We start from the raw sequence: 12,199 nt of genomic DNA, 5'->3' as shown, positions 1-12,199 counted from the left end.
TCACAATTCAATGATGAAATCCTAAATTTCGTTCAGTTTAACGTCAATACGATGACAAATAACACAAATCAATAGTGAGTTAATGTTGAACTCTCTAAAACATTACTTTAATGCTGCCAGTTCTTGCTTCGCAAGCTTAGCGACCGAATTATTAGGGTAATCTTTAATCACCAATTCAAAATAACGTTTCGCTTCACTATTCGAACCAGTTATCTTAGCAAGCTGACCAAGTTTCTGTAATGAGTCTGCACGTTTATTGGATGCTGGATACTGAGAAACGATCTTTTCAAATTCAACTTTTGCTTCATCATTCTTATTATCTTTACGTAACAATAGACCTAACCAATAATGTGCATTCGCGGCTAACTCAGATTCTGGATACGTTGAAATAAAACTTTGTAGCGCAGGAATCGCTTCATCATACTTACGCTCATTTTTGATCAATTTTATGGCGTAATTATAAGAATCTTTACCCGTTAAATTTAACGGCTGATTTACAGCATGCAGAATACTCGCATTAATTGTAACTGGCGTTACCGGTTTAGCGACAAGCGTAATACGTATACGCTCAATATCATTGAGAATATCACGTTGACGTTGTGTGATTTTGCTCTGTTCTAGATTGCTTTCTTCGATAGCACCCTGCAAGTTCATTAATTCAATCGATAATTGATCAAGTCTTTGTTGAGTTTCTAATTGCGATCGAGTGCGAGCTTGGAGGATATTCTCTATACGGGTAAGGCGTTGTTCAACGGAACGAATTGTTTTGTTCGTTACCACCTGCTGAGTATTTGCGGTTGCATCAACTACTGTAGCGGGTGCAGCATGCCCTAAACCACTATAAATAACGGCCATAATCATGGCCGTTTTAGTATTAATTCGAATCAAGGTGACTAATCCTTAGTAAACTAGCACTGCACGTCGATTTTGAGTGAATGCAGCATCAGTATGAGAAGTATCTACCGGTTTTTCTTCACCATAACTCACTGTTGAGATCTGATTTGAAGAAACACCTAGATTGTTTAGATATGTAACCACCGCGTTAGCACGGCGTTCGCCTAGTGCAATGTTATAACCTGGCGTACCACGTTCATCAGCATGACCTTCAATTAAAACTTTAACCGCAGCGTTATCAATTAAGAAGTTAGCGTGATCTTGTAATAACTCACCATATTCTGCAGTAACCGCTTGTTGATCAAAACCAAAGTAAACAACATGGCGTTTACGTAGTTCATCAATTACCTGCTTTTTAACTTCTTCTGCGGTCAAGTTTTCAACTGGATCAATACTTACGTCAGTACCACTACCAACAATAACATTCGAACCAGAACCAGTATTACCATTAGCAGTTGTATTACTTACTGTTTGTTGTGCAGAACTTTCAACGCCATCATTTGTAGTTGAATCGGTTGTTGAGCTACATGCTGCCAATGTCAGCATTGGTAACGCAATGACTAAACTTTTTAAAATTTTATTTAGTTGCATTTCTTTTTCCTATCAATAATTAATTCTTTTTAGATGTCAAGAAAGGTGACCAAGCTGGTGCTTTTACTTCTCCATCACTTGCCGGCAACACCGCTTTAAAACGTCCATCCATTGAGACTAGCGACAATACCTGTTTTCCCTTAACAACCGTACTATAAATCACCATACTGCCATTTGGCGCAATGCTTGGTGATTTATCAAGACGACCGTTAGTCAGTTTTTGAACATATCCATCTGACAAATCCTGCTTGGTTATACTATACTTGCCTTTTTGCAAACTGACCATCACTAAATTCTTACCATCAGGACTAATTGAAGGGTTTAAGTTTGCATTTCCCTCAAACGTAAGTCGTTTAATTTTCTTACTTTCTAAATTAATCTGATAGATCTGCGGACGACCGCCGCGTTCAGAGGTAAATACTATCGACTTACCATCAGGTGCCCAGGTTGCTTCGGTATCAATACCGCGATTTTTAGTCAAGCGGTCAAGTTTTTTAGTCTTCAAATCGTAAACATATACATCTGCCTGGCCTGATTTAGACAGTACCATCGACAGTTTCGAGCCATCTGGTGAAAATACCGGAAAAATATTACTGCCTTTATACGGTTCGATTAGCTCACGTTTTTGTGTAATCAGGTCATAAATCCAGATCTCATGTTTTTTGTCTTCCATACTCATGTAAGCAAGCTTTTTACCCGTTGGATCCCATGACGGTGACATCACCGGCTCTGTTGAGCGGAATAATATATGCTGATTCATACCATCGTAATCAGAGATTAATAACTTATATGGGTATTTGTCATCATAATTAATAGCAACATAAGCAATCCGCGTTAAAAATGCACCCCGAGTACCTGTTAGGTTCTCAAAAATATAATCGCTTAAACGGTGTGAAATATGGCGAGGGCGGCGGGTCGAAAAATCACCTTTCAAATTCAGTTTTATATGATCGTTGTTTTTAACTAACTGTTCATCAATTTTTTGTGGCGTTTGATTTTTAAAACCAGATAACACATTAATGAGTTGAAAATGGATCTGCAAACGGCCATCTTGTAGTGGTTTTATGGTACCTATTACAATTGCTTCGACACCGGTTTCTTTCCATGCTGCATAATCAACGGCACTTTCTGTTGCTGGTGTTTGTGGCATTAAGCTACGTTCTAATGGTGAAAAACGACCGCTATTACGTAAATCGTCTGCGATAACACTAGCGAAATCAGTCATGTCTTTTGGTTTAGGCTGGACGCCTAACCACTTAAACGGTACCACAGCGACAGGTCTCGCACTGTTGGTGCCTTCGGTAATGACAATTTCTAATGCCGCATGCGCAATTTGTATTTGCATGAGACACACAATAAAGACAGATAAAAATCGTTTAATTATGCTCATATTAAATCTCTGGTCTAAAAATCAAATTAATATTTTTAAGTTTGCTAGCAACGTCAGGGTCTGTTGACATAGGCAAGCTCCCAACTTTATTCACTGCGTTAACGCCAGCTCGACAAACGATGCTATCACCTTTGCCACTGGTTACACTTAATACCAGACCGGAATTGGACAAACGAATATTAAGCGCACATGACTTACCTTTCATCGCATCACTGGTTAACATATTACGTTGGATAGAGCTTTGTATTCGAGCTCGGTACTTATCAACTTCACTCAGTACTTCCTGTTGACGCACGGCATCAAGTTGCTGGATCTCACTTGCAAGTCCAGATGCAAACTCGGCTTCAATTTGTTCTTGCATCAAGTGTTCCTGCCTATCACGTTCAATTTCAGCTAAACGTTGGCGTTCTTTTTCGGCGGCTTTACGTTTTTTCTCAACAACACGTTTCTTTTCAGTTTCCTGACGCTTACGTTCTTTTTCTTCTGCTACTTTACGTTTTTTATCGGCAGCGACAGCGGCTTGTTTGGCTTTTTTGGTTGCTGCTTCGGCTTTTTTCCGTTCTTCAACCTTCTTCAAGCGTTGCTGTTCAGCTTTAAGCACAGCGGCTTCGGCTAGTTTACGTTCAACTTCTTTTTCTGCACGCTTAGTTTCAGCACGTTTTGCTGCTTGTTCTGCTTTTCGATGATCATTTTTTGCTTTTACAATGGCAGCTTCTTTCTGCCTGCGTTCTTCATTCAGCTTGTTAATACGATCTTCAGCTTGTTGTAAACGTTGCTGTTCTTTTCGGCGTTTTTCTTGTGCCGTACGTTTGATTCGGTCAGCATGCTGCTTTACAGCTTGTTCACTCACCACCACAGCTTGGATCGTTTTCATCTTTGGCTGTGGTTTTAATGGTGCAGATGTGGCACTTAAACCAAGTAATACGAGTAGAACCACATGTAATCCAACCGAAATAATAATAGCAACCGAGTACTTAGCCTGATTATCCTTCATCTTTTATATACCCTACTCTACTCTACTCTTAACGACTCTTAACTTAATGCTATTCGACTGGGTCTGTCATCAAACCAACAGAAGATACGCCAGCCTGTTGTAGAACAACCATTAAACGGATCACTTGTGCATACGCCACAGAGCCATCACCCTTTATGATAACGGGTGTATCTGGTTGTAGTTTTAAATGGGCTGCAACTAACGTCGCTAAATCATCGGGCGACATTGGCGACTTATCACCGTCACCCACATCCAGATAATATAAACCGTCTTTATCAACAGAAGCGACAATGGGTGGTTTACTGTCTTGTGATAACGCCTCGGCTTGAGCGTATGGTAGATCCACAATCACACCTTGCGTTACTAACGGGGCGGTCACCATAAAAATAATAAGTAACACCAACATCACATCGATATACGGTACTACGTTAATTTCCGCTACAGGTTTTCTGCGTTTACGTCGATAAGGCTGCATCGCTTAATCCTGAGTGTTATTAGCCAAGGTCTGGCGATGTAAAATACTAGAAAATTCTTCCATGAAATTTGCGTAATTATTTTCAATTCTCATCACTTGATCAGAAAATCGGTTATAGGCAATAACCGCTGGAATCGCGGCAAATAGACCCATTGCGGTGGCAATCAAGGCTTCGGCAATACCTGGTGCAACCATCGCTAAAGTAGCTTGCTGGACAGCACCTAACGCAATAAATGAGCTCATGATGCCCCATACCGTCCCAAACAGGCCGATATAAGGACTAATTGAGCCAATTGTCGCTAGATTATTTAAGTGAACCTCGAGCTCGTCAACTTCACGGGATAAAGCAACACGCATCGTACGGTAACTGCCATCCATGATCGCATCGGTATTGTCTTGAACGGCATTATGAATACGTACATATTCTTTAAAACCAGCGTAGAAAATCAACTCCATACCCTGAATATTATTCTTCCGCGCTTCGCTTTCTTTATACAATTTAGATAAATCGATACCAGACCAAAATCTATCTTCAAATCGTTTCGACGCTTCATTGGCTTGCCTCAATGCTTTTGAGCGATGAAAAATCATTGCCCATGATGCTATGGACATGGAAAGTAGTATTAACATTACTGCTTTAACCAATAGGCTAGCTTCCCAAAAAAGTTCAAAAAATGAAATATCAGCAGCTTCCACTGGTTAGTTTCCTTATAATTTCTGTCGGCATCGCACAAGGTTTCTTATGAGACAATTGAATGCACGCCACTTTAACTGTTAATTCTGACAATAATTTACCATTTTCATGATAAATACTCTGAGAAAAGACCAAAGATGCGCGTTTAAGTTCCTTAATATGTGATTTTATAATTAATAAATCATCAAGGTATGCCGGAAAGCGATAATCGATATCTATTCTACGCACCACAAATGCAAGATCTTGTTGCAGTAATAACGCTTGTGAAAAGCCTTTATCACGTAACATTTCGGTTCTTGCGCGCTCTGCGTAGTTCAAATAATTACTGTGGTATACCACGCCACCAGCATCGGTATCTTCAAAATAAACGCGAGCCATAAACTCACTTCGTATTATTTCATTTTGCATTATTTTAAAGCCTACATCTCTCACGCTACAACTCGAATTTATACCGCAATAATCAAATGATTTAACGTTATAAGCTTATTAATATACCTGACAAAAATAAGATATGACATTGATTTAATATGAAGGTTACGTTTCTGTGGCTATTTTTCGGCTATTATTTCTCTGGATAGTCAAAGCCCAAATGCAAATAAGCACGTGCTGTCGCGATACGCCCACGCGGTGTACGCTGTAAGAAACCTTGCTGAATGAGATACGGTTCAAGTACATCTTCGATGGTTTCACGTTCTTCACCGATGGCCGCAGCAACGTTATCTACTCCAACGGGTCCACCCGAGAAAGTATCAATAATAGCGATTAACAATTTACGGTCCATGTAATCAAACCCGCAAGTATCCACATCCATCATGCTTAACGCCGCTGACGAGATCTCGGCATCTATATCGCCATTATGTTTTACTTCGGCATAATCACGTACACGACGTAATAAACGATTGGCAATACGTGGGGTACCGCGTGCACGTCTGGCTATTTCTAACGCACCAGCACGATCCATCTTCAAGCCTAAACACTTTGCCGAGCGTAATACGATATCTTGTAAATCTTCAACTTTATAAAACTCCAAGCGCTGGACAATACCAAAACGGTCGCGTAATGGCGATGTTAACGAACCCGCACGCGTCGTCGCACCGATGAGAGTAAAAGGCGGCAAATCAAGTTTAATTGAACGGGCCGACGGGCCTTCACCAATCATAATATCTAATTGGTAATCTTCCATTGCTGGATATAAAATTTCTTCAATTGCCGGGTTCAAGCGATGAATTTCGTCAATAAATAATACGTCATTCGGTTCAAGGTTAGTCAGTAGCGCGGCAAGATCCCCTGCTTTCTCTAATATCGGTCCCGATGTGGTTTTAATGTTTACGCCCATTTCATTAGCGACAATATTCGCTAATGTGGTTTTACCTAATCCAGGCGGACCAAAAATTAATAAATGATCCAGTGCATCATCACGTCGCCTACTGGCTTCAATAAAAATTTCCATTTGACCACGTACATGGTCCTGCCCTTGATAATCAGACAGCATTTTTGGTCGAATAGCACGGTCTATGACTTCTTCTTCGCGGACGGTACCGCTAGAAATTAATCGATCAGCTTCAATCACTAAAGTAACTTCCTAATTAGTTCTGTAAGGTGGCACGTAATGACAGCCGAATGATCTCTTCACAACTCATACTTGGCTGTGCAACTTGCTTGATCATCTTCGCGACTTGCGCCGGTTTATAGCCTAAACCAACCAAGGCTTCTTCTGCTTCTTCAATCGCATTCGATGCCGTATTACCATAACCTTGTAATTGGGCTTTATCTGCTTCAGGGGTAAATAAATCTTGTGTCACCCAGTTTTTAAGGCGGTCACGCATTTCCACTAATAAACGTTCGGCGGTCTTTTTACCCACACCCGGTAACTTAATTAAACTGTTGATATCATCGTGTTCGACACAGTGTGCAAACTGGTTTGCGGTCATACCAGATAGAATCGCTAATCCCAGTTTAGGGCCAACACCATTCACTTTAATCAACTCTCGGAACATTAAACGTTCCATTTTATTATTAAAGCCGTAAAGTAATTGTGCATCTTCTCGAACCACAAAGTGGGTGTAAATGATCACTTCTTTATCCACATCGCCAAGCTCATAGAAGCAGCTCATCGGCAGTTTAATTTCATAACCGACACCATTCACTTCAAGTAAAATTTCGGGCGGTTGCTTTTCTAATAAAGTGCCACGTAAACGTCCAATCACAATTATTTTCCAACATTTTTAAATACAAATATAATGCTGAGTAGCATAATAAAATACTGGTTAAATATCCAGATCAATTTCTTTTTTCGGTTAATTGTAACGTCCACGCGCAATGCCTTTAACTTTACCCGCCATATTAATCAAGGTGCGTAAACTCTGCGCATGACATAATGCCACGGCGAGTCCATCGGCAGCATCGGCTTGCGGCGTTCCTGGCAACTTGAGTAAATTCACCACCATTTGCTGGACTTGTTCTTTATCTGCGCCACCGTGACCGACCACGGCTTGCTTGATCTGACGAGCGGTATATTCTCCGACCTCAAGATCATTCGATACTGCAGCAACAATCGCGGCACCACGAGCTTGACCCAGTTTTAATGCTGATGCGGCGTTCTTACCCATAAATACATCTTCAATGGCAAATTTATCCGGTTGGAATTGGATAATAATTTCACACACCCCGGCATGAATTTGCTTTAAACGCTCGGGTAACGTATCACCCGAGGTACGAATACAACCACTGCCCAAATATTGGAATTTACCGTGTATATGCTGGATCACGCCATATCCAGTGATCCGCGATCCGGGATCAATGCCAAGAATAATACTCATAGTTTATTATCTTCAATTATCATGTTTATAATTACAGTATACCTGCACCTAAGCTTGAAACCTAAATCCACTACCTAATCCATATTCCATTGAAATAACGCGTATAAATTAAACAGTTAAAACCGCACTCCTTGACCTGATTATTCCACCATAGTGTAAAGAAGTGTATTTCAAATCATTTGCTCATATTGATACATTGTGAATAAACGTTAGCTTGCTATAATGCGCGTTTTTATAATCAACCTTGTGGGGCCAAAATGAAAAGAGTTGTATTATATACGCAGAAAAAGTGTCCAAATTGCGATTCGGCAAAGCGCTACTTAGATGAAAAGAAAATACCTTACCGTTTATGCAGTGTGAATGAACCACGCGGCAGTAAAGAATTAGCCGCTATCGGTGGCCGTGGGGTACCAACCCTTAAAATTGGTGACCAAGTACTGCGTGGTTTCTCAATTAAATCATTCGAAAATATGTATCGCGATTAATCTCGCGCACAGACCTGACTGTTATTACGCTCGGTGTTATTAACAGCAACATTTAATCATTACCTATGGATATAAATCATGAAGAATCGTATTGCTCAACTAGGACTTATCATCAGTTTACTGTTTTCTACCTTGGTAAACAGCGCAGACATCGACAGTATAGATCTTAAAGTCACCATGAAAGAGATGAGATTAGCGTACACTCAAGCAATGAAAGCAACATCAGCGGATGAATTTTCTACTCGCATTGATAAAATGAGTAAAATGCTTGCCGTAGCACAAAGCTATAATTTTTCACCTGAACGTGCAGAGATGTCAAATCAAGGTTTAGATAAAGTAGAATCCATACTAAACAGCCTTCAACAAGCCGATATCACCAACGAAAACCTCACTGTTGCGCAAGCTAAATTAGAAGACGTTGATAGCTTAAGAAAAGAATATCACAAGAAAAGTAAGCCTAGCATTTGGCAGCTCATCTTTGGTTAATAAATAATTACCTGTCGGGAATGAGTATTGCCGTCAAATTAGTACAAATTAGGAACAGATTACATGTCAAACACGCTCGACGAGAACCAAATAGCAACAATTCAAGCTTACGATGAAGACAAGCGCCTTAGCTATTTATTAAAAGAAGTGACAAGCGAACGTAAAATCTGGATCTTAACGGATGAACACGGTTGTGTCATGCTAAATAACGATGACGAAGATTGTGTGCCAGTATGGCCTAACGCAGAGTTTGCACAATCTTGGGCAACAGGCGAATGGAAACACTGTAAAACAGAATCTATCTCGTTAGCGAAATGGCATAGTCGTTGGACATCAGGTCTAATGGATGATGATTTAGCACTGGTTATATTTCCAAACCTGGATGACGAAGGGCTTATCATGTTCCCTGACGAATTTGATATAGCACTGCAGAAACAGGCGAAAAAGAAGCGCTAATCGCCAAATAACAATTCTAAAAGCCTGCCTGTTATCAGATGATAGCGGCAGGCTTTTTATTTTAACGTTTACTTCCCGTCCCGCCACTTAACTCCTCATTCCAATTTCTAAAAAACTAGTGCTACCAATATCACTAAGTTAACGAAATGTTATTTTATTTATCATCAATCTCATGTATGGTTTCTTTATCCTGCGCAATTGGCCTAACGATATGATTTCAAACAAGCTAAAATTAATTATTGTCTGTATATGTTTCTCATTTTTAAGCGGTTGCTCACTGGTTCGATGGAAAATAGACAATGATGAGAGCAGCCTTAAATCAGTTGGTTTTACACAACTCGATATTAGCTTAGCTGAAGGTGGAACACTGAGTTATTGGCGTGGTGGCCAAGGCCAACCCTTATTATTAATCCATGGCTTTGGTGGCAGTGCCGTCACCACGTGGAAAGATGAAATGCTTGCCTTAAGTGCAGATTATGATGTTATTGCACCGGATCTTGCTTGGTTCGGTGATTCTTTTAGTGCTGGTGAAGCCAACTTAACCACAGAAACCAATGCCATTATCCAACTCATTGATGCATTAGAACTTAATAATATCAACATCGCCGGTATTTCATATGGTGGATTTGTCACTTTCAACATACTCAACAATGCTAACCAACATAACCGCATTAATAAAGCCATTATTATTGCCAGTCCGGGTCCCTACTTCAGTGATGATGATCTAACGGCATTAACCGAACGCTTTGCAGTCGATAATCCAGAGGACTTCTTTATACCGAAGAACAGTGATGAATTACGCCGGTTATTTGAGGGTATTTTCGTTGCACCGAAAATGATGCCTGACTTTATTGCCGACCAAATTTATCAAACTTACTTTGCCGCTTGGCATAAACAAAAAGTTGCCATGATCCAATCATTATCCGCAGACCGCGACACCCTATTAACAGCACCTATCGCTACCACACCGACACTCCTAATATGGGGTGAACAAGATCGTATTTTCCCCGTTGAACACGGTATTTACCTCAGTAAAAAAATCCAAGCGCCCCTGGTCGTCATTCCCAACACAGGCCATGGCGTCACAAATGAACAACCCGAGATGGTCGTACGTTTAATTAAAACCTTTATCGAAAGCGAAAAGCTATAACGGCTGTTTACCGCGATATAACAGTATAGCGCCTGATTTATGTACAAGACACTGGTTATCATTGGTGTTTTGTAGGTAACACATTTATGATTTAATCATTAAACTTTAAGAGTATTAAATTAAGTTATGAGTAAAAAACATTACGTAGTATGGAACGGTGTGAAGACTGGGGTATTTGATAACTGGTCTGAAACTAAAGCACAGATTGATGGCCGCAGTGATGCGCAATATATGGGGTTCCCATCAAAAGAAGAAGCTAACCAAGCATTCGCCTCAACCTATACTCGCGCATTAATGAAACGCTCATTAGCAAAAGAAGGTCCAACTGGTTCAGGTGTTAAACCTAAAGCAACACGTCCTGCAGGTGCATCTAAGTCAATTCTATCGACACCACCACAAGTTGCCGATCTCAACATTTATTGTGATGGTGCTTGTTCTCCTAATCCGGGTAAATCGGGTACAGGCATGGCCGTTTATGAAAAAGATAAACTGGCACAATTATGGTACGGCTTATACGAAGCGAACGGGACCAACAATTCAGCAGAATTAAATGGGTTATTAGTCGCCTTCCGCTTTGCAGCCTCTCACATAGAACAAGGTAAAACGGTGCAAGTGCTATCGGACTCTAGATACTCTATTGATTGCATCACTAAGTGGGCAAAAGGTTGGAAAAATAAAGGTTGGAAACGTGGTAAGAATGAAGAAATTAAAAATCTGGCCATTATTCAACAATGTTTTAGTTTGTATGAGCAATTAAAATCCAATTTAATTATTAATCACGTAAAAGGTCATGCGAATATTGAAGGCAATGAGCTATCAGACCGTATGGCGGTATTAGCACGCAGCCAGCAAGAACCTAAGTTGGTGCAATATACTAACAGTATTAACGTTGCCGACATTCTAGCCATGCCATCAGGCTAGTAACGCTTACATAATAGGCGTACAACCTTTCAACAGTAGCGCCATATTCGCACTCGATTTAGCTTGGGCATAATAAGTGTCAGTCGTTGTTGCTGCACTTTGAGTCATAGTGCCTATATCTGCAGAAATCAGCGGTGCTAGCACAGTTAACGCCAATGCCGACTGCCGATCCGCTTCATATGCCAAAAATGCTTTACTGATTTCGGTACACGAAAAAGCATCAGCACCTTGTTGCACCATATTATAAGCCTGAGATGATGTTTCACAACCAGTGAGTAGTCCTGTAAATAATGCTATTGCGATTATTTTATGCATTCATATATCCTTATTTTTCATCAACACCACAATATCTAATACCAAGTGCATTCAATAAATGGTCAACAGAAACACAGCTATTAATCGTCACTCAATGGTTTGTAAGGCCAATAGAAATGACCTGCACGGATAATAACGGTCGATATTGCTAATACTAATGCCGCAACCGATAACCAAACGACATCCACACTCTGTAGCTCTTTCATCCCTAACGTGACATAACGAGCAATTGCCATGATTGCGATATAGATAGGATAACGAACCGGGATCTTACCGTTAACAACAAATTGCTGGATCATGGCGAGTACTTCGAGGTAGATAAACATTAACAAGATATCCGTTAATTTTACCGTTTGTTCTTCATAAACATGAAAAAAGTCATTTGCCATCGCGAAAATTGTTGCAATAGTAATTAAAACAAGCAACACAGCTTCGATATAACTAAATATTTTTAAGAAAATGTGACTAAACTTTTTGGGTAAATGTGATGGCATACTTGCTCCGTGTCAAAATGCGCTCATACTGAATG

Annotated in this window: 17 protein-coding genes; 5 read left to right on the top strand and 12 right to left on the bottom strand. The window is 40.2% G+C overall.

The window, feature by feature from the left end; genetic code table 11:
* Positions 1-102 precede the first annotated feature (102 nt).
* The 10 genes from ybgF to ruvC all read right to left on the bottom strand — a co-directional run bounded on the left by ybgF (position 103) and on the right by ruvC (position 7,857).
* Positions 103-888, bottom strand: coding sequence for a tol-pal system protein YbgF (gene ybgF, locus MORIYA_RS00410; protein WP_112711742.1), 786 nt, complete (start codon positions 886-888; stop codon positions 103-105).
* Between the two features lie 12 nt (positions 889-900).
* Entirely contained in the window at positions 901-1,485 is a 585-nt protein-coding gene (gene pal / locus MORIYA_RS00405; RefSeq protein ID WP_112711740.1) for a peptidoglycan-associated lipoprotein Pal, read from the bottom strand.
* A gap of 19 nt (positions 1,486-1,504) precedes the next feature.
* Positions 1,505-2,830, bottom strand: coding sequence for a Tol-Pal system beta propeller repeat protein TolB (gene tolB / locus MORIYA_RS00400; protein WP_232011439.1), 1,326 nt, complete (start codon positions 2,828-2,830; stop codon positions 1,505-1,507).
* 46 nt (positions 2,831-2,876) lie between these two features.
* Complete coding sequence (gene tolA / locus MORIYA_RS00395) at positions 2,877-3,869, bottom strand: cell envelope integrity protein TolA (protein ID WP_112711736.1); 993 nt, start codon at positions 3,867-3,869, stop codon at positions 2,877-2,879.
* A gap of 49 nt (positions 3,870-3,918) precedes the next feature.
* Entirely contained in the window at positions 3,919-4,344 is a 426-nt protein-coding gene (gene tolR / locus MORIYA_RS00390; RefSeq protein WP_112711734.1) for a protein TolR, read from the bottom strand.
* 3 nt (positions 4,345-4,347) lie between these two features.
* On the bottom strand, positions 4,348-5,040 hold the full coding sequence (tolQ, locus tag MORIYA_RS00385) for a protein TolQ (RefSeq protein ID WP_112711732.1): 693 nt from the start codon (positions 5,038-5,040) through the stop codon (positions 4,348-4,350).
* The gene (ybgC, locus tag MORIYA_RS00380) at positions 5,027-5,446 is read right to left on the bottom strand and encodes a tol-pal system-associated acyl-CoA thioesterase (protein WP_112711730.1); all 420 of its coding nucleotides are present in this window, start codon (positions 5,444-5,446) and stop codon (positions 5,027-5,029) included. Before ybgC ends, tolQ begins: the two co-directional genes overlap by 14 nt.
* A gap of 154 nt (positions 5,447-5,600) precedes the next feature.
* Positions 5,601-6,608, bottom strand: coding sequence for a Holliday junction branch migration DNA helicase RuvB (ruvB, locus tag MORIYA_RS00375; RefSeq protein ID WP_112711728.1), 1,008 nt, complete (start codon positions 6,606-6,608; stop codon positions 5,601-5,603).
* Positions 6,609-6,624: 16 nt separating this feature from the next.
* Positions 6,625-7,245 carry a Holliday junction branch migration protein RuvA gene (gene ruvA, locus MORIYA_RS00370; protein WP_112711726.1) on the bottom strand — a complete coding sequence of 207 codons (621 nt, stop codon included), beginning with the start codon at positions 7,243-7,245 and terminating at the stop codon, positions 6,625-6,627.
* Positions 7,246-7,335: 90 nt separating this feature from the next.
* The gene (ruvC, locus tag MORIYA_RS00365) at positions 7,336-7,857 is read right to left on the bottom strand and encodes a crossover junction endodeoxyribonuclease RuvC (protein ID WP_112711724.1); all 522 of its coding nucleotides are present in this window, start codon (positions 7,855-7,857) and stop codon (positions 7,336-7,338) included.
* Positions 7,858-8,114: 257 nt separating this feature from the next.
* Between ruvC and MORIYA_RS00360 the strand changes: the two genes are divergently transcribed.
* The 5 genes from MORIYA_RS00360 to MORIYA_RS00340 all read left to right on the top strand — a co-directional run bounded on the left by MORIYA_RS00360 (position 8,115) and on the right by MORIYA_RS00340 (position 11,355).
* On the top strand, positions 8,115-8,342 hold the full coding sequence (locus MORIYA_RS00360) for a glutaredoxin family protein (RefSeq protein WP_112711722.1): 228 nt from the start codon (positions 8,115-8,117) through the stop codon (positions 8,340-8,342).
* Between the two features lie 78 nt (positions 8,343-8,420).
* A complete protein-coding gene (locus tag MORIYA_RS00355) occupies positions 8,421-8,828 on the top strand; it encodes a cytochrome b562 (protein ID WP_112711720.1) in 408 nt (135 codons plus the stop codon).
* 63 nt (positions 8,829-8,891) lie between these two features.
* A complete protein-coding gene (locus MORIYA_RS00350) occupies positions 8,892-9,284 on the top strand; it encodes a DUF2750 domain-containing protein (protein WP_112711718.1) in 393 nt (130 codons plus the stop codon).
* Positions 9,285-9,495: 211 nt separating this feature from the next.
* Positions 9,496-10,434 carry an alpha/beta fold hydrolase gene (locus MORIYA_RS00345; protein WP_112718340.1) on the top strand — a complete coding sequence of 313 codons (939 nt, stop codon included), beginning with the start codon at positions 9,496-9,498 and terminating at the stop codon, positions 10,432-10,434.
* Between the two features lie 126 nt (positions 10,435-10,560).
* Complete coding sequence (locus MORIYA_RS00340; protein ID WP_112711716.1) at positions 10,561-11,355, top strand: ribonuclease H family protein; 795 nt, start codon at positions 10,561-10,563, stop codon at positions 11,353-11,355.
* A gap of 6 nt (positions 11,356-11,361) precedes the next feature.
* On the opposite strand, the gene MORIYA_RS00335 is transcribed toward MORIYA_RS00340, so the two are convergent.
* Both MORIYA_RS00335 and MORIYA_RS00330 read right to left on the bottom strand, forming a co-directional pair.
* Positions 11,362-11,670, bottom strand: coding sequence for a hypothetical protein (locus MORIYA_RS00335; protein ID WP_112711714.1), 309 nt, complete (start codon positions 11,668-11,670; stop codon positions 11,362-11,364).
* A gap of 80 nt (positions 11,671-11,750) precedes the next feature.
* The gene (locus tag MORIYA_RS00330) at positions 11,751-12,164 is read right to left on the bottom strand and encodes a phosphate-starvation-inducible protein PsiE (RefSeq protein ID WP_112711712.1); all 414 of its coding nucleotides are present in this window, start codon (positions 12,162-12,164) and stop codon (positions 11,751-11,753) included.
* Positions 12,165-12,199 lie beyond the last annotated feature (35 nt).

The organism is Moritella yayanosii, from assembly GCF_900465055.1.
In the GTDB taxonomy this organism is placed as follows: Bacteria; Pseudomonadota; Gammaproteobacteria; order Enterobacterales; family Moritellaceae; genus Moritella; species Moritella yayanosii.
The sequence above is the reverse complement of the archived record's forward strand: the minus strand, read 5'-3'. Positions and strand labels throughout refer to the sequence as shown.

Coding starts and splice junctions, on each gene's coding strand:
- pal (WP_112711740.1), bottom strand. CDS start 1,485: ATGCAACTAAATAAAATTTTAAAAAGTTTAGTCATTGCGTTACCAATG.
- tolB (WP_232011439.1), bottom strand. CDS start 2,830: ATGCAAATACAAATTGCGCATGCGGCATTAGAAATTGTCATTACCGAA.
- tolA (WP_112711736.1), bottom strand. CDS start 3,869: ATGAAGGATAATCAGGCTAAGTACTCGGTTGCTATTATTATTTCGGTT.
- tolR (WP_112711734.1), bottom strand. CDS start 4,344: ATGCAGCCTTATCGACGTAAACGCAGAAAACCTGTAGCGGAAATTAAC.
- ybgC (WP_112711730.1), bottom strand. CDS start 5,446: ATGCAAAATGAAATAATACGAAGTGAGTTTATGGCTCGCGTTTATTTT.
- ruvC (WP_112711724.1), bottom strand. CDS start 7,857: ATGAGTATTATTCTTGGCATTGATCCCGGATCGCGGATCACTGGATAT.
- MORIYA_RS00360 (WP_112711722.1), top strand. CDS start 8,115: ATGAAAAGAGTTGTATTATATACGCAGAAAAAGTGTCCAAATTGCGAT.
- MORIYA_RS00355 (WP_112711720.1), top strand. CDS start 8,421: ATGAAGAATCGTATTGCTCAACTAGGACTTATCATCAGTTTACTGTTT.
- MORIYA_RS00350 (WP_112711718.1), top strand. CDS start 8,892: ATGTCAAACACGCTCGACGAGAACCAAATAGCAACAATTCAAGCTTAC.
- MORIYA_RS00345 (WP_112718340.1), top strand. CDS start 9,496: ATGATTTCAAACAAGCTAAAATTAATTATTGTCTGTATATGTTTCTCA.
- MORIYA_RS00340 (WP_112711716.1), top strand. CDS start 10,561: ATGAGTAAAAAACATTACGTAGTATGGAACGGTGTGAAGACTGGGGTA.
- MORIYA_RS00335 (WP_112711714.1), bottom strand. CDS start 11,670: ATGCATAAAATAATCGCAATAGCATTATTTACAGGACTACTCACTGGT.
- MORIYA_RS00330 (WP_112711712.1), bottom strand. CDS start 12,164: ATGCCATCACATTTACCCAAAAAGTTTAGTCACATTTTCTTAAAAATA.